This is a genomic window from Noviherbaspirillum sp. ST9 (genome assembly GCF_048799745.1).
In the GTDB taxonomy this organism is placed as follows: domain Bacteria; phylum Pseudomonadota; class Gammaproteobacteria; order Burkholderiales; family Burkholderiaceae_D; genus Noviherbaspirillum.
Map to the genome: position 1 here is coordinate 227,254 of NZ_JBLWFR010000001.1, position 15,844 is coordinate 243,097.

Below are 15,844 nucleotides of genomic sequence, written 5' to 3' on the forward strand. Positions count from 1 at the left end.
CAATTCGACCGTTAGGCTAGGTTTCGAGTTCCAAGCGGAATTTTCCGGGATGAAATCAGGATGATCATGCAACGAGACATGAAACTCGGCCTCATCGGTATCGGCGCCATGGGCATGGCGATGGCGAAGAACCTTCGCCGGAAGGAATTCCAGGTGCACGTGCGCGACATCAGGCCGGAAGCAGAGGCGGAGGCAAGCGCACTCGGCATGACTGCATCGCCGTCCCCCGCGGTATTGTCCGCACAGGTGGACTTCGTCATCGTCGTGGTCGTCAACGCGCAGCAGATTGACGAAGTGCTTTTCGGTGTCAACGGATTCACGCGCGTACCAGTGCGGGATAAATGCGTGATGCTGTGTTCGACGATTTCGCCGGAAGACACGGTACGCATTGCGCAGCGGCTCGCGGAGCACGGCGTCGCCACCATCGACGCACCGATCTCCGGCGGTCCCTCGCGTGCGGAAGCAGGAACGATGAGCATGATGATCGCCGGGGAGGATGCAGTCCTTCAGCGATATGCGAACGTGCTGGATGCACTCAGCGACAAGCAATACCGTATCAGCGCGACCATCGGCGACGGCGCAAAGACCAAGCTCGTCAACAACCTCCTTGCAGGGATCAATCTCGTCGCCGGCGCCGAAGCGCTCGCGCTCGGCATGAAGATCGGCCTCGACCCGCACAAGCTGTTCGATGTTATCTGCGCATCGAGCGGCCATTCCTGGATCTTTCAGGACCGCATGGCTCGCGCGCTGAAGGATGACTTCGAAGCGCGTGCCTTCGCGCACATCCTGACCAAGGACATCACGCTTGCCACCGCCATGGCGGACAATGCGAAATACGACACACCGCTCGGCGACGCGGCGCTCGACATCTTCCGCAAGACCGTCGACAACGGCTGGGCCGGACTCGACGATGCTGCCGTCATCAAGACCTACCTGAAAGGAACAACATGATTCGTGGAAGCTGTATGTGTCGCGGCGTGCAGTACGAGTACGCCGGCGAATTCGGCACCATCACCGTCTGCCATTGCAGCGATTGCCGCAAGGCGCAGGGCAGCACTACCGTGGTTGCCGCCCCGGTCGACACCGCTGCATTCCGCTGGCTGTCGGGCCAGGACCTGATCGCGGAATACGAATCCTCGCCCGGCAAGAAGCGAGCGTTCTGCCGTCAATGCGGCGCGCCGTTGTACTCGCGCAAGGATGACATCCCAGGTGTGCTCAGGTTGCGGATGGGGACGATTGACACACCGATCGATGCGAAGCCGGTCGCGCACATCTTCGCAACACACCTGCCGCCGTGGGCGGCAATGGACGACGAGCTGCCGCGTTACGAAGGGCTTGAGCCGTCGCGTTAATTGACGAGCCGGATCGTCAGCGGATAACAGAACGCCTTGCCCTTGGCCACGGAAATCGCAGCGAGCAGGCAGAAAATGAAATTGCCGATGAAGACCAGCGGCACGAGAAGGAAGCCGATCAGCACGAACTTCAGGAGGAAGGCCGCCATCATCGCGATGGCGACCGTAATTTGGAAGTTGAGCGCTTCGCGCGCTTCCTGAGCCGCGAAGCCGTTGTCTTCACGCTTGACCAGCCATAGCACGAGGGCGCCGACAAAGCCGCAGAAGATGCCGAGCAGGTGGGCCAGCATCGCGAGGTTGCACTCTTCCTTGGACGGACTGGTCTCGATGATCTCGTTCATGGCCTGCTCCTCGCGGGCGAGAAATTAGGCGGCTTTCTTGGCCGTCGCCTTCTTCGCTGCCGGCTTTTTCACGGCGGTCTTCGCTGCCGTCTTGGCTGCGGTCTTCGCCGCGGGCTTCTTCGGCGCTTCTTCTTCCTGCGTTTCTTCGGCCGCCTTGCCCTTCGCCGGCACCTTGGCCTTGCGCTCTTCGAACTCGAAGCTCACCTTGCCGTTCTTGTCTTTCACCAGGTAAGCCTTGAAGGGGCGGCGCGTGCGTTGCGAAATGAAACCCGGCAGCAAGTCGGTCTTGCCGTCGTTGAGCAGCTTGGCCATCTGTTCCGGCACGATTTCCTGCTGCAGGATGATGCGTCCGCTGCGGAAGTCGCAGGCCTTGGGCTTGGCAACGGACTTCTCGCATACGTAGGCGAGGCCCATCTCGTACACGCCGCTGCCGCATTTCGGGCAAGCGCCGAGCGGTGTCTGGTTGGTGAAGTCGACGCCTTCGCCATCCTCACCCTCATCCTGTGCCTGGCCGAAGTCAAACTCCAGCTTGTAGTTGCTGTTCTCTTCGTCGCGCACGATCTTCAGGATGGCGGCGAAGGGACGGCCCATCTTCGAGCGGAACCCCTGCAAAGGGCCGATCTCGCGCTTCTGAAGCAATTCCTCGACCTCGGCGATTTCGAACTGGCGGCTGCCAGGGATCTTGGTCATCGAGAACTCGCACTTCGTGCAGGCGAAGCGGCGATAGTTTTCCTTCACCACGCCGCCGCAATTTGGGCACGGCGTCTTCAGCGTCGCATAGTCGCCGGGGATGGTGTCGTTGTTGTATTCCTTCGCGCGCTTGACGATGATCTGCGTCATCTGCGCGATTTCGCGCATGAACTCCTCGCGGGAGATCTTGCCGCGCTCCATCTGCGACAGCTTGTATTCCCATTCGCCGGTCAGCTCGGGCGCCGTCAGTTCGCTGACGCCGAGGCCGCGCAACAGCGTCATCAGCTGGAAAGCTTTAGCGGTTGGAATGATCTCGCGGCCTTCGCGCAGCAGGTATTTTTCGTTCAGCAGGCCTTCGATGATGGCCGCGCGCGTCGCCGGCGTGCCGAGACCCTTGCCGGCCATTGCCTCGCGCAGATCTTCATCCTCCACCAGCTTGCCGGCGCCTTCCATCGCGGAAAGCAGCGTCGCTTCCGTGTAGCGCGCGGGTGGCTTGGTGACGAGGCCGTTGGCATTGACCTTCTCGGTCTTCACCTTTTCACCCTTGGCGACCGGCACCAGCGTCCCGGCGTTTTCCTTGTCCTTGTCCTCGTCGTTCGCGGCTTCCTTGCCGTAGATCGCCAGCCAGCCGGCGTTGGTCATGACCTTGCCTTCGGTCTTGAAGGTGTGGCCCGACACTTCGGTAAAGCGGGTCGTGACGAGATACTCGGCGGCAGGGAAGAACACCGCCATGAAGCGGCGCACCACGAGGTCGTAGAGCTTCTGTTCCGGCTCGGACAGGTTCTTCGGCGCCTGCAGCGTCGGGATGATCGCGAAGTGGTCGCTGATCTTCGCATTGTCGAAGATGCGCTTGTTCGGCTTCACCCAGCTCTTGTTCAGGATCTGCTTGGCGAACTGGTGGTAGTTGTTGTTCTCGGAGACCACGTCCAGCGTCTGCTTGACGGTGTCGAGATAGTCCTCAGGCAGATGGCGTGAATCGGTACGCGGGTAGGTCAGCACCTTGTGCTTTTCGTACAGCGCCTGTGCCAGTGCGAGGGTGTTCTTGGCCGAAAAACCGAAGCGCGAGTTGGCTTCGCGCTGCAGGCTGGTCAGGTCGAAGAGGGCGGGCGACAACTGCGTCGCCGGCTTGGCTTCCTCGGTGACCGTGCCCTGCTTGCCGCGGCAGGCGGCAACGATGGATTCGGCCGCCGCCTTGCTCCACAGGCGCTCGGCCTTCTTCTCGGGATCGGCTTCGTCCTTCTTGAATTTCGTGTCGAGCCAGCGGCCCTCGTAGATGCCGGCGGCGCACACGAACTCGGCGCGCACTTCCCAATAATCGCGCGGCACGAAGTTCTTGATTTTCTCTTCCCGCTCGACAACGATCGACAGCGTCGGCGTCTGCACGCGGCCCACGGTGGTCAGGTAGAAGCCGCCGTCCTTCGAGTTGAAGGCGGTCATCGCACGCGTGCCATTGATGCCGATCAACCAGTCCGCTTCACTGCGGCACCGGGCGGCGTCGGCCAGCGGCAGCATTTCCTTGTCTTCACGCAATCGGGCAAAACCGTCGCGGATCGCGGCCGGCGTCATCGACTGCAGCCAGAGACGCCTGATCGGTTGCTTCGCTTTCGCGTACTGCATGATCAGGCGGAAGATCAGTTCACCCTCGCGGCCCGCGTCACATGCGTTGACGACGGCGGACACATCCTTGCGTTTGAGCAGCTTGTTCAGCACTTTCAGCCGCGATTCCGTCTTGGCAATTGGCGTCACTGCAAAGTGCGGCGGGATCATCGGCAGGTGCGTGAAGGTCCATTTGCCGCGCTTGACGTCATATTCTTCCGGAACGCCGATCTCGACCAGGTGGCCGACGGCGGAGGACAGCACGTACTCGTCGGATTCAAAGTACTCATCGTGCTTGGCAAAGCCGCCCAACGCCTTCGCGATGTCGTTCGCGACCGAGGGCTTCTCTGCGATGATGAGGGTCTTAGTCATAAAGTTGGTCTCGAGAGTGGCGCGGGCAAGCGCCTATATATATAGACAGCAATCGGGGCAGACTCAAGGCTTGCTTGGCTGCAAACCCTACCAATATATCAACGATCCGGGGTTTTAGCGGCCAATGATAAGCGTGATGCGGCGAAAACCGCAAGCGAGGAGAGGCGGGAAGCGCCGCTGCAAGCCGGGTTGCCTGACCGGCAGCAAGCGCAGGGGAGCCTTTATTACCAGGCCGTCAATGCATCAGGCGCGGTTCGGAATCTTCGTCGGTGGAGAACAATTCGTCGAAAATCAGCGCGTCCGGTTCCTTGCCCTGGCTCCACAGGACCATCAGGACGATGACCTTGATCTTGTCCAGCGACACTTGCGATTCGCTGACGGCAAGTGCACGCTCAATGATGATTTCGCGCTGGATCGGATCGATGACTTTGGCGGATTCAAGGAATTGCAGGAAACCGACGGCTTCCGTGCCGAGCACGTCCATCTCCTGCGGCGCGTAAATGCGGATGCCGAAGGAAAAGGCGGTTTGCTGCGGATAGCTTTCGGCAAACTCGTTGGTGGCCTCTGCGAGGTCGGTGAGCCAGCCCAGCGCCTTGGAAATCTCTTCTTCCTCGAAACCGACTGCCGACAGCTTCTTGACCAGCGCTTCCGAATCCGGGCAGGCGTCTGGGCGGTAGTAGGTTTCGTAGAGATAAACGAGAACGTCAAACATGATTTACTGTAGCGTTAAGGCCGTTGTGCCAGAAGGCGGCGCCGCGACCAGGTTGCAAAAAATGACATGCTCGTGGTGCGATTCCCGTTAAAACGCGGTGTTGCCACGCACAGGAAAGAGCCGTGTCATGCCAGCGACAGTACAAGGTTTATCGGGCCTTACGATTACAGCATATCCCAAAATCGGGAACTGGGACAGCAGAATTGGTTTCAGCTTGTTGCGAGCCGGCGCACCAAACCGCCCGGTAGCATCTCGATATGGCCATCGAGTTCGAGCGTGAGCAGCTCGGCGTTCAGGGTGGCGATGTCCATTTCACAACGGAGGGCGAGGACGTCTGGCGCGACGGGATCGAAGCCGAGCGTGGCGAGGATGGTCGATTCGACAACCGGTTTCTCATCGACGCTAACCGATGCGGTTTGTCTCGTGGAGGCAGGGAGATATTGCAGTTCTTCGAGCAGGTCCTGCGCGCATTCCACGAGTTTGGCTCCCTGCTTGATGAGCAGGTGGCAACCCTTCGAGAGCGGCGAATGGATGGAGCCGGGGATCGCGAAGACATCGCGCCCTTGTTCGCCGGCCATGCGCGCGGTGATGAGCGACCCCGACTGCGCGGCCGCTTCCACCACCAGCACGCCGCGAGACAGTCCGGAGATGATGCGGTTACGGCGCGGGAAGTTGGCCGCAAGCGCCCCCATGCCGAGCGGGTATTCGCTGAGGATGCATCCGCCCTCCGCGATGCGATGGGCTAGTGCGCGATTGCGGGCTGGATAGACAATGTCCGCGCCGGTGCCAATGACCGCGACGGTGGAGCCGCTGCCGCGCAGTCCGCCGGTATGCGCGGCAGTGTCGATGCCGAGGGCAAGTCCCGAAATGATCGTGAGGTCGGCCTCGCTGAGCACCGCAGAAAACTGCTCGGCATTGACCATGCCTTGCGTGGTTGCGTTGCGGCTGCCGACCACGGCGATCGACTGTCGTGACAGCAGGGCGAGACGGCCCTTTGCATACAGGACGAGGGGTGGGTCGGAGATGTCGAGGAGCGATTGCGGATAGTGCGCATCGGCGAGCGTCAGCACATGATTGCCCGGCTGCGCAGCCCATTCGAGCGTCTTGTCGATCTGCACACGTGTCTCGTCCGGCATCGGCGCTGCAAGTGCGCGTGCAACGCGATCGGGGGCGATCTGCAGAAGCGAGGAAAGCTCGGCCGCGAAGATATTGTCCGGGAGGCCGAAGGCGCTCAGGAGCCTGCGCGCGGTCTCAGGTCCCACACCCGGCGTGCGCTCAAGCCTGATCCACTGCGCAAGCTCGTGCGCCCTGTCTGTTTGCGCCATGCCGGAGTGCTTATTCCGGCGATTTCGCGACGTCGCCCACTTGCACCGTGTCGGTGACCTGCATCACGAGTCCATATGCGATGGAATCAAACACGCGGAAGACGAACAGGCTGCCGTACTGATGATCAGGCAGTTTCACCTGCGGGCGGCCCCACGGTCCAATACTCCACATCGAGCCCTTCTCGGTGCGGTCGGAGATAATCGGGCCGTAGCGGAAAAGCTCCAGCACCGTTCCCATGTTGAGGCCATCCTTGCTGCCGCGATTGATGGCGACGATCTGGTTCTGGCCTGCCTGGGTCACGCCGCCATAGACGGACACAATGCGGGCAGCGACATCCTTTTCGGGGGGATGCGGGACATAGTTGAGGATCGGCGTCGGTGGAACCGGCAACAGACGATCGCCGACGGCCATTTCCTGCTTCACGCTGACGACGTTGAAGACGTGCGCCTCGTCCGGCGTGCGGGCGGGGCGTTCGAGCTTGATGGTGCCGAGATAGGCGGCTTCGTAGCCGATGACCGAATTCGTGTCCGGATCGCGGAGCGGCGTGCCGGGGCGGAAGACCTGGAATGACGTGCCCGAATTGATGGCGCCGCGTACGTACGCCTTGTCGTCCTTGCCCAGCATCACGCGAGATTCCTGGGTGGCGATGATGCGCGGTGCGTCATTCAGATCGCCTTCGCCGACGATCAGCGGCTGGGACAGGAAGGGTTCGATGACATTCGACGGAATGGCGGGGACGGCGTCCTTGCCCAATCCTTCCGTACGCAATTGCGGAGTGAGTTTCACGGTCTGGCTGGCACGGCCGTCCTGCGCACCGTCGCCGCCGACGGGCTTGCCAAGCCGCAGCCTGCCGGCCGCACGGTCGAAGTAGACGATTTGCCCCGGATAGATCCAGTGCGGATTGCGGATCTCTTCCTTGTTCATGCCCCAGACCTGCGGCCAGCACCAGGCGTTCTTGAGGAAGCGGCCGGAAATGTCCCACAGCGTGTCGCCGCGCACCACGGTGTGCTGGTCCGGCGCATTCGGCAGGAAGGCACAGCGCGGGTTGCTCATCGCTTCTTCGCCTGCCGCAAGGGCGCTGCCATAAGCGGAGGCGAGCGCGAGAACGAGGGCGGCTGTGCTAAACTTTTTCATAGTCAGTCCGGTAAATGTGGCTCAAATCAACGACTATTCTTATCGCCACTGCGTGTTGTCAGTGTAACAAAATGTTGCCTGACGAAACTTGTCAAACTGAATCAAATTCTGCACATAAATCCTTGAACTAGCAAGAGAAACGACAATCCTAGTTCCAGCAGTTGTTGCGCAAAAGCCGTATGTCCATATTGAATATTCTTCGCTATCCCGATCCGCGCCTGCACAAGGTCGCCAAGCCGGTCGCCGTGTTCGACGAGCGCCTGAAAAAGCTCACCGCCGACATGGCCGAGACCATGTACGACGCGCCGGGCGTCGGCCTGGCCGCGACCCAGGTCGATGTTCACGAACAGTTGATCGTGATCGACGTGTCTGAAACCCACGACCAGCTCCAGGTCTTCATCAATCCGGAAATCGTCTGGGCGAGCGAGGAGCGGCAGGTGTACGACGAGGGCTGCCTGTCGGTGCCCGGTATCTACGATGGCGTCGAGCGCCCGGCCAGGGTCAAGGTGCGCGCATATGACCTTGAAGGCAAGCAGTTCGAAGTCGAGGCGGACGGCCTGCTGGCGGTCTGCATTCAGCACGAGATGGACCACCTGAAGGGCAAGGTCTTCGTCGAATACCTTTCGCCGCTCAAGCGCAACCGCATCAAGACCAAGCTCCAGAAGGAAGAGCGGGAAATGGCGAAGCAGCGCAAGGCCGTCGGCGCGCAATGATCCAGGCGCCCCAGGGGCGCCTTTCTTTTTTCTCCAGGCCTGTCGCCTGCAACAAGACCAACAAGCATGAGAATCGTTTTTGCCGGCACCCCGGAATTTGCCGCCGTCGCCCTCCAGTCCCTGCACGAAGCAGGCTTCGAGATTCCCCTGGTGCTGACGCAGCCGGATCGCCCCGCGGGACGCGGCATGCAGCTGCAGGCCTCGCCTGTCAAGCAGTTCGCGCTGGCACACGGCATTCCCGTCGCGCAGCCGGTATCGCTGCGCCTGAACGGCAAATACCCCGAGATCGCCGAAGAGGCGCACGCGTTGCTGCGCGCCACGCCGCATGATGTGATGGTCGTCGCTGCCTACGGCTTAATCCTTCCGCGCAGTGTGCTCGATATTCCCCAACACGGCTGCATCAACATCCATGCATCCCTGCTGCCGCGCTGGCGCGGTGCCGCGCCGATCCACCGCGCGATCGAGGCCGGCGATGCGGAGACGGGTGTGACGATCATGCAGATGGAAGAGGGACTCGATACGGGGCCGATGATGTTGATGGAACGGCTTCCGATTGCCGCATCCGACACGACCGCGAGCCTGCATGACAAGCTCGCCGAACTCGGCGGCCGCATGATCGTCGACGCCCTGCGCAAGCTGGAGCAGGGTGGTCTGAGCGCGACGGTGCAGCCGGAAGAAGGCGTGACTTATGCGGCCAAGATTGCGAAGGAAGAGGCGGCCCTCGATCTGACGCAGCCGGCAAACGTGCTGGAGCGCAAAATCCGCGCTTTCAATCCTTTCCCCGGTGCGACCGCCATGTTCAATGATGTTGCCGTCAAGTTCTGGCGTGCCGAACCGGTGTCCGGTGCAAGTGCCGCTGAACCGGGCAAAGTGATCGCCGCGTCCGCCCAGGACGGCGTCCTGGTCGCCTGCGGCGAAGGCGCGCTGCGCGTGCTCGAATTGCAGAAGCCCGGCGGCAAGCGCCTGCCTGCCGCCGAATTCCTGAAGGGATTCCCACTCGAAGGCGGACGTTTCGCCTAAACGTGGATCTGCCGCCCCCCGGCGAACGACCAGTTTTCCCACGCGGTTTCCTTGAAAACGACCATCACCTGCTCCGGGTCGAGTCCCGGGGCGTGCGCGATGCCCTCGATGATGTCGGCGAGGATTTTTTTCTTTACTTTTACGCTGCGGCCGACGGACAGCAGGATTTCGATCAAGACGAAATCGTCCGTGCGCGGCGAGGACAGGTCAGGATAAGCCGGGTCGTAGCGAAAATCGTCGCCTTCCAGTTCCAAAACACGGTGGAAGCGGTCGGTTTCCGGCACGCCGGAGGCAACCAGCGCGCGGTGTACGGCGTCGAGCACGCTGCTCTTGAACGAAGCAGTCTTGCCGTTGCGAATGGTGAGGGTGACGAGGGGCATGGCGGTTCTCCTTGGGAAGTCAGTGGACGTCGAGCGCAGTAATCCTTGCCGTTGTCAGGACGTCGGCAAAGCTGTCGGACACTTCGGTGAGCGCGGCCCTGTGGAGCTCCGCGTGGCCGACCACGCCGCCGTTCCAGGCGTCGATGGAGCGCGTGGCGCTCGCGTCGCCGGCCACAATCACTTGATATCCAAGCGGGCGAGCGTCGCGCGCGGCTGTCGAGACGCACATATGCGTCATCAAGCCGCTGATGATCAACGTCTTGATGTCCCTTTCCTGTAATTGCTTGTGCAGGTCCGTGCTGGCGAAACTGCTTGCCGTCGTCTTCTGCACCACTGTGTGGTGCTGCGCGGGAAGAATGTCCGGGTGGAAGGCAACCGTTCTACCGTCCCTTGCAAACAGCGGGCCGCCGGCGGGGCCGAGGTGCTGGATGTGGAAGACCGGCATTCCATGCTTGTCCGCGAAGGCGACCAGTTCCTTGCCCCTTGCCATTGCCGCTGGCCCGTCAGGAATCGGCAGTTCGCCTCCTTCGAAATACTCAAGCTGGAAGTCGATGACGAGCAAGGCGGTTGTCTTCGCCTGCAGCGATGTCGTGTCGGGGGCGCCGCTGATCTTGCGCATGGTGGGGTGTGTCATGTTTCCTCCTCTGTTCAACATGACAAAAGCATAAGCGCGAACCGCACCGGAGAAATACGGGCGGCCCTGCACAGGATTTGTGCCGGATCGGCACCAATGCGTTTCTGAAATGCAAGAATCTCAACAATGTGCATTTCTTAACCGCCCAGGTGATTTCCCGTATAATTTTTCTTGCGCCGATTTGATTGAACAAGTCAAAACCAGCTTGCGGGCGCCAGGGTGCAGTCCTTCAGGGGATAGTCCCATTACCAAATGCAGCTAAAGCGGAGATCAGACCCGGTCCTGCTTTTGCTGGCCGGGTTTTTTGCTTTTAGAGAGTCCAACATGAAACGCGACGCCGTCTCTGCCACCGAAGCGCTCCTGCGCGATCTGCTGTCTCAACGCATCCTCATCCTCGACGGTGCGACGGGCACCATGATCCAGCAATACAAGCTGACGGAGGAGGATTACCGCGGCACGCGTTTCGCCGACTTCCAGGTGCCGGGCAAGGAGTTGTTCATCAAGGGCAACAACGACCTGCTCGTGCTGACCCAGCCGCAGGTCATCAGCGAGATCCACGAGAAGTATCTTGCCGCCGGCGCCGACCTCATCGAGACCAATACCTTCGGTGCGACCAGCGTGGCGCAGGACGACTACCACATGGGGCATCTCGCCTATGAGATGAACGTGGCGGCGGCGAAGCTGGCCCGCGCGGCGTGCGACAAGTATTCGACGCCCGACAAGCCGCGCTTCGTCGCCGGCGCGGTCGGTCCGACGCCGAAGACCGCGTCCATTTCCCCCGATGTGAACGATCCCGGCGCGCGCAACGTCACGTTCGACCAGCTCGTCACCGCCTACCTCGAGCAGGTGCGCGGCCTCGTCGACGGCGGCTCGGATGTGCTGCTCGTCGAAACGATTTTCGATACGCTCAACTGCAAGGCGGCGCTGTTCGCCATCGACACCTATTTCGAGGAGTCGGGCAAGCGCCTGCCGATCATGATTTCGGGCACCGTCACCGATGCCTCCGGCCGCATCCTGTCCGGCCAGACCGTTCCCGCTTTCTGGCACTCGGTACGACATGCCAAGCCGCTGACCATTGGTCTGAACTGCGCGCTTGGCGCTGCGGTGATGCGCCCCTACGCGGAAGAGCTATCGAAGATCGCCGACACCTTCGTCTGTATCTACCCGAACGCGGGCCTGCCCAACCCGATGGCCGATACCGGCTTCGACGAGACGCCGGACGTCACGTCCTCGCTGCTGAAGGAATTCGCGCAGAGCGGCTTCGTCAACATCGCCGGCGGCTGCTGCGGCACCACGCCGGACCACATCCGCGCGATCGCCGCGGAGCTCAAGGACGTCGCGCCGCGCAAGGTGCCGGTCACCGACCACCGCATGAAGCTGTCCGGACTGGAGCCCTTCATCATCGACGATGAATCGCTGTTCGTGAACGTCGGCGAGCGGACCAACGTCACGGGTTCCAAGGCATTCGCGCGTATGATCCTGAACGAGCAGTACGACGAAGCCTTGTCGGTCGCGCGCCAGCAGGTCGAAAACGGCGCGCAGGTCATCGATATCAACATGGACGAGGCGATGCTCGACTCCCTCGCCGCCATGACGCGCTTCCTCAACCTGATTGCTTCCGAACCGGACATCGCGCGCGTGCCCATCATGATCGACTCGTCGAAGTGGTCGGTGATCGAGGCGGGCCTGAAATGCGTGCAAGGCAAGGCCATCGTCAATTCGATTTCGATGAAGGAAGGCGAGGAAGAGTTCCTGCGCCAGGCCAAGCTATGCCGCCGTTACGGCGCAGCGGTCATCGTCATGGCCTTTGATGAAAAAGGCCAGGCGGATACCTACGAACGGAAAATCGAAATCTGCAGCCGCGCGTACAAGCTCCTGATAGAGCAGGTTGGCTTCCCGCCGGAAGACATCATCTTCGATCCGAACATCTTCGCGATCGCGACCGGCATCGAAGAGCACAACAACTACGCGGTGGACTTTATCAACGCGACGCGCTGGATCAAGGAAAACCTGCCGCACGCAAAGATCAGCGGCGGCGTGTCGAACGTCAGCTTCTCCTTCCGCGGCAACGACCCGGCGCGCGAAGCAATCCATACGGTCTTCCTGTACCACGCGATCAAGGCTGGCCTGACCATGGGCATCGTCAATGCGGGCATGATCGGCGTGTATGACGATCTCGATGCGGAACTGCGCGAACGCGTGGAAGACGTGGTGCTGAACCGTCGCGAGGACGCGACCGAGCGCATGATCGAATTCGCCGCCACGCTGAAGGCCGGTGCGAAGAAGGAAGAGCAGAGCCTCGAATGGCGCAGCGAACCGGTCGAGAAGCGCCTCGCGCACGCGCTGGTGCACGGTATCACGCAGTGGATTGTCGACGACACGGAAGAGATGCGCGTCAAGACGCTGGAAGCCGGCGGCCGCCCGATCAACGTGATCGAAGGTCCGCTGATGGACGGCATGAACATCGTCGGCGACCTGTTCGGCCAGGGCAAGATGTTCCTGCCGCAGGTCGTGAAGTCCGCGCGCGTCATGAAGCAGGCGGTCGCGCATCTGATCCCGTACATCGAGGAAGAAAAGCGTCTCGAAGAACAGCGCACCGGTATTGCCGCCAAGCCGAAGGGCAAGATCGTGATTGCCACCGTGAAGGGCGACGTGCACGACATCGGCAAGAACATCGTGTCGGTGGTCCTCCAGTGCAACAACTTTGAAGTGGTGAACATGGGCGTGATGGTGCCGTGCTCCGAAATCCTCGCCAAGGCGAAGGCGGAGAACGCGGACATCATCGGCCTGTCCGGCCTGATCACGCCTTCGCTGGAAGAGATGGCGTACGTCGCGAAGGAAATGCAGCGCGATCCGCATTTCCGCATGCTGAAGATTCCCCTGCTCATCGGCGGCGCGACCACCAGCCGCGCCCATACGGCGGTGAAGATTGCACCGAATTACGAAGGTCCGGTGGTCTATGTGGCCGACGCTTCACGCTCGGTCTCGGTGGCGCAATCGCTGCTGACGCAGGAACAGCGCGACCAGTACATCGAGGAAATCAAGGGCGACTACGAGCGAATCCGCGAACAGCACGCGAACAAGAAGACGACGCCGATGGTGTCGCTGGCCGAGGCGCGCGCGAACAAGGCAAAGCTTGAGTTCGCTCCGGTCAAGCCGAAATTCATCGGCCGTCGCGTATTCAAGAATTACGACCTGTCGACCCTCGCGCAGTACATCGACTGGGGGCCGTTCTTCCAGACCTGGGACCTCGCCGGACCGTTCCCGGCAATCCTGAAGGATGCCGTCGTTGGCGAGCAGGCGAGCAAGGTCTATGAAGAAGGCCAGGCGATGCTGAAGAAACTGGTCGAGGGCCGCTGGCTGACCGCCAACGGCGTGATCGCGCTGCTGCCCGCCAATACGGTCAACGACGACGACATCGAAATCTACACCGACGAGACGCGCACCAAGGTGGCATTCACCTATTACGGCGTCCGCCAGCAGACGGCCAAGCCGGTGGTCGACGGCGTCGCGCGTCCGAACCAGTGCCTCGCCGATTTCATCGCGCCGAAATCCTCGGGCGTCGCCGATTACATCGGCCTGTTCGCGGTCACCGCCGGTATCGGTATCGAGAAGCACGAGAAGCGTTTCGAGGACGCGCACGACGATTACAGCAGCATCATGCTGAAGTCGCTCGCCGACCGCCTTGCCGAAGCCTTTGCCGAGCACCTGCACGAACGCGTGCGCAAGGACCTGTGGGGTTATGCCGCGGACGAGTCGTTGTCGAATGACGAACTCATCAAGGAAGCCTACCGCGGCATCCGCCCGGCGCCCGGCTATCCGGCCTGCCCGGAGCACACGGTGAAGGCGGACATGTTCAAGCTCCTGCAGTGCGACGAAATCGGCATGCATGTGACCGAGTCGTTCGCGATGTTCCCCGGCGCATCGGTGTCGGGTTTTTACTTCGCGCATCCCGCATCGAAGTACTTCGTCGTCGGCAAGATCGGCGAGGACCAGGCGGCCGACATGGCCGCACGGCGCGATGTGCCCAGGGAGGACGTGGAGCGCTGGCTGGCGCCGAACCTGTAACGAGTCGGTCCATAACGAAAAACGCCACCTTCAGGGTGGCGTTTTTTTTGCGCGTATGGGATCACGCGTAGCGCGCGACGCTGTCGCTCCATTCGAAGGCAGACAGCTGCAAGTTGACCAGGTCTTCCGACGACAGGCGGAACTGATCGACCAGGTTGTCGAGCATCGGGCCTGCTTCCTCGATGCGTTCCATCTGCTCGACGAGGCTCAGCATGCCGCCGTAGACGCCCGTGCGATGCATCAGGGCGTCGCTGACCGCATCGACGACAGAGACCTGTTCCAGTATCTCTTCCATGGGGATGGAGAACAGTGTGTCCATCAGCGACATGATGCCGACGGTGAACGCCGTATCCGCCATGCCGCGGTTGCGCGGTTCGACTTGCTGCGCGATCAGCTCCAGCAATTTTCCCCGCGTGGTGGCGAGACGAAGCAGCGGCGTCATCGCCTGGCCCTTCTTGCAGGGCTCCGCGTACAGCATGATTTGCAACCAGCGCCGCAATTGATTGCGTCCGAGGATCATCAGTGCCTGGGTGACCGAATCGATGCGACGCGGCGATCCGACGGCCGGCGTATTCACGAGCCGCAGCAGGTTGAAGCACAGTGATACATCCTTCTTGATGGCGCGTTCGATATCGCTGTTGTCCGCTTCGGAATTGATCAGCGACATCAGCTGCATCACCGAGAGCTGCGAGGGCGACAGCTTCTTGCCGCTCAGGATGACGGGCTTGGCGAAGTAATAGCCCTGGAAATAATCGAATCCGAGTTCGAGGCAGGTCTGGAACTGCTCCCGCGTTTCCACCTTCTCGGCCAGCAGTTTCTTTTTCGAGAGCTTGAAGCGCGGCGTCAGCTTCAGCAGTGCCGAGAGCGGCATGTCGCGCAGATCGAACTTGATGACGTCGACCAGCGGCAGCAGTTGCTGCACATCGTCCGAGTCGGTGATGACGTCGTCCAGGGCGAAGCGGAATCCGTCGGCGACGAGGTGTTCGATGCGCGCGAGGATTTCCGGCGTGACCTTCATCGTCTCCACGATCTCGAGCACCACCTTCTCACGCGGCAGGAACTTGAAGATGTCGCTCATCAGCACGGCGGCATCGACATTCAGATAGCCGATCGAGTCGCCGATGACTTTTTCCATCCCCAACTGCGATGCATGGGCGATGACGGAGGCGGTGGCGGAAAGGTCGCTTGTCACCCTGGCCGGTCCGACCTCGGCATTGCGGAACAGCAGTTCGTAGGCCACCAGTGCCTGGCTGCGGTCGAGGATGGGTTGCCGTGCAAGGAAGAATTCCCGCACCTTCAAGGGGATGGCGGCGCCTGCACCGGAGAATGAGTCGGCGATGATCACGTTCTTGTTCTTCTCGTCGTAGAGATGACACGTCTCCCCGCAGTCATGGCGGGGCCCAGGAGTTGCACGCGCCAAAAAGCCGGCGCGCACAGGTCGTATGGGTTGCGGGTTTGGGGCAACGCATACGGCCTGTTCGCCCACGTCATGGGCAAAAACCGGAT

General features: G+C 61.3%; 13 protein-coding genes. 5 read left to right on the forward strand and 8 right to left on the reverse strand.

The genetic code is table 11. The features are described 5' to 3' along the window. Window positions 1–66: 66 nt before the first annotated feature. Together ACNOHI_RS01040 and ACNOHI_RS01045 are read left to right on the forward strand one after the other, a co-directional pair. Complete coding sequence (locus ACNOHI_RS01040) at window positions 67–951, forward strand: NAD(P)-dependent oxidoreductase (protein ID WP_420473231.1); 885 nt, start codon at window positions 67–69, stop codon at window positions 949–951. A 14-nt stretch (window positions 952–965) separates the two neighbouring features. Continuing rightward, window positions 966–1,352, forward strand: a complete 387-nt coding sequence (locus tag ACNOHI_RS01045; RefSeq protein ID WP_420472774.1) for a GFA family protein — start codon at window positions 966–968, stop codon at window positions 1,350–1,352. On the opposite strand, the gene ACNOHI_RS01050 is transcribed toward ACNOHI_RS01045, so the two are convergent. The 5 genes from ACNOHI_RS01050 to ACNOHI_RS01070 all read right to left on the reverse strand — a co-directional run bounded on the left by ACNOHI_RS01050 (window position 1,349) and on the right by ACNOHI_RS01070 (window position 7,523). Further along, window positions 1,349–1,693 carry a DUF4870 domain-containing protein gene (locus tag ACNOHI_RS01050; RefSeq protein ID WP_420472775.1) on the reverse strand — a complete coding sequence of 115 codons (345 nt, stop codon included), beginning with the start codon at window positions 1,691–1,693 and terminating at the stop codon, window positions 1,349–1,351. The genes ACNOHI_RS01045 and ACNOHI_RS01050 overlap by 4 nt on opposite strands. A gap of 24 nt (window positions 1,694–1,717) precedes the next feature. Next, entirely contained in the window at window positions 1,718–4,351 is a 2,634-nt protein-coding gene (locus tag ACNOHI_RS01055; protein WP_420472776.1) for a DNA topoisomerase III, read from the reverse strand. Window positions 4,352–4,586: 235 nt separating this feature from the next. Then, a complete protein-coding gene (locus ACNOHI_RS01060) occupies window positions 4,587–5,063 on the reverse strand; it encodes a DUF494 family protein (protein WP_420472777.1) in 477 nt (158 codons plus the stop codon). Window positions 5,064–5,272: 209 nt separating this feature from the next. Beyond that, the gene (dprA, locus tag ACNOHI_RS01065; RefSeq protein WP_420472778.1) at window positions 5,273–6,388 is read right to left on the reverse strand and encodes a DNA-processing protein DprA; all 1,116 of its coding nucleotides are present in this window, start codon (window positions 6,386–6,388) and stop codon (window positions 5,273–5,275) included. A gap of 10 nt (window positions 6,389–6,398) precedes the next feature. Beyond that, window positions 6,399–7,523 carry a LysM peptidoglycan-binding domain-containing protein gene (locus ACNOHI_RS01070; protein WP_420472779.1) on the reverse strand — a complete coding sequence of 375 codons (1,125 nt, stop codon included), beginning with the start codon at window positions 7,521–7,523 and terminating at the stop codon, window positions 6,399–6,401. Between the two features lie 179 nt (window positions 7,524–7,702). On the opposite strand from ACNOHI_RS01070, the gene def reads away from it, so the two are divergent. Continuing rightward, the gene (def, locus tag ACNOHI_RS01075) at window positions 7,703–8,236 is read left to right on the forward strand and encodes a peptide deformylase (protein ID WP_420472780.1); all 534 of its coding nucleotides are present in this window, start codon (window positions 7,703–7,705) and stop codon (window positions 8,234–8,236) included. Window positions 8,237–8,302: 66 nt separating this feature from the next. Next, on the forward strand, window positions 8,303–9,256 hold the full coding sequence (fmt, locus tag ACNOHI_RS01080; protein WP_420472781.1) for a methionyl-tRNA formyltransferase: 954 nt from the start codon (window positions 8,303–8,305) through the stop codon (window positions 9,254–9,256). On the opposite strand, the gene ACNOHI_RS01085 is transcribed toward fmt, so the two are convergent. Then, window positions 9,253–9,636: a tautomerase family protein gene (locus ACNOHI_RS01085; protein ID WP_420472782.1), complete on the reverse strand. Its 384-nt coding sequence runs from the start codon at window positions 9,634–9,636 to the stop codon at window positions 9,253–9,255. The genes fmt and ACNOHI_RS01085 overlap by 4 nt on opposite strands. Window positions 9,637–9,655: 19 nt before the next feature. Further along, complete coding sequence (locus ACNOHI_RS01090) at window positions 9,656–10,270, reverse strand: cysteine hydrolase family protein (protein ID WP_420472783.1); 615 nt, start codon at window positions 10,268–10,270, stop codon at window positions 9,656–9,658. Between the two features lie 324 nt (window positions 10,271–10,594). Between ACNOHI_RS01090 and metH the strand changes: the two genes are divergently transcribed. Further along, window positions 10,595–14,338 (forward strand): methionine synthase, encoded by a 3,744-nt coding sequence (gene metH / locus ACNOHI_RS01095; RefSeq protein ID WP_420472784.1) that lies wholly within the window; start codon window positions 10,595–10,597, stop codon window positions 14,336–14,338. A gap of 61 nt (window positions 14,339–14,399) precedes the next feature. On the opposite strand, the gene ACNOHI_RS01100 is transcribed toward metH, so the two are convergent. Next, window positions 14,400–15,677: an EAL and HDOD domain-containing protein gene (locus tag ACNOHI_RS01100; RefSeq protein WP_420473232.1), complete on the reverse strand. Its 1,278-nt coding sequence runs from the start codon at window positions 15,675–15,677 to the stop codon at window positions 14,400–14,402. Between the last annotated feature and the right edge of the window lie 167 nt (window positions 15,678–15,844).

Excerpts from the sequence above, each read along its gene's own strand:
- ACNOHI_RS01045 (WP_420472774.1), top strand. The coding sequence starts at position 966 with ATGTGTCGCGGCGTGCAGTACGAGTACGCCGGCGAATTCGGCACCATC.
- fmt (WP_420472781.1), top strand. The coding sequence starts at position 8,303 with ATGAGAATCGTTTTTGCCGGCACCCCGGAATTTGCCGCCGTCGCCCTC.
- ACNOHI_RS01040 (WP_420473231.1), top strand. The coding sequence starts at position 67 with ATGCAACGAGACATGAAACTCGGCCTCATCGGTATCGGCGCCATGGGC.
- ACNOHI_RS01060 (WP_420472777.1), bottom strand. The coding sequence starts at position 5,063 with ATGTTTGACGTTCTCGTTTATCTCTACGAAACCTACTACCGCCCAGAC.
- metH (WP_420472784.1), top strand. The coding sequence starts at position 10,595 with ATGAAACGCGACGCCGTCTCTGCCACCGAAGCGCTCCTGCGCGATCTG.
- ACNOHI_RS01055 (WP_420472776.1), bottom strand. The coding sequence starts at position 4,351 with ATGACTAAGACCCTCATCATCGCAGAGAAGCCCTCGGTCGCGAACGAC.
- def (WP_420472780.1), top strand. The coding sequence starts at position 7,703 with ATGTCCATATTGAATATTCTTCGCTATCCCGATCCGCGCCTGCACAAG.
- dprA (WP_420472778.1), bottom strand. The coding sequence starts at position 6,388 with ATGGCGCAAACAGACAGGGCGCACGAGCTTGCGCAGTGGATCAGGCTT.
- ACNOHI_RS01050 (WP_420472775.1), bottom strand. The coding sequence starts at position 1,693 with ATGAACGAGATCATCGAGACCAGTCCGTCCAAGGAAGAGTGCAACCTC.
- ACNOHI_RS01070 (WP_420472779.1), bottom strand. The coding sequence starts at position 7,523 with ATGAAAAAGTTTAGCACAGCCGCCCTCGTTCTCGCGCTCGCCTCCGCT.
- ACNOHI_RS01090 (WP_420472783.1), bottom strand. The coding sequence starts at position 10,270 with ATGACACACCCCACCATGCGCAAGATCAGCGGCGCCCCCGACACGACA.
- ACNOHI_RS01085 (WP_420472782.1), bottom strand. The coding sequence starts at position 9,636 with ATGCCCCTCGTCACCCTCACCATTCGCAACGGCAAGACTGCTTCGTTC.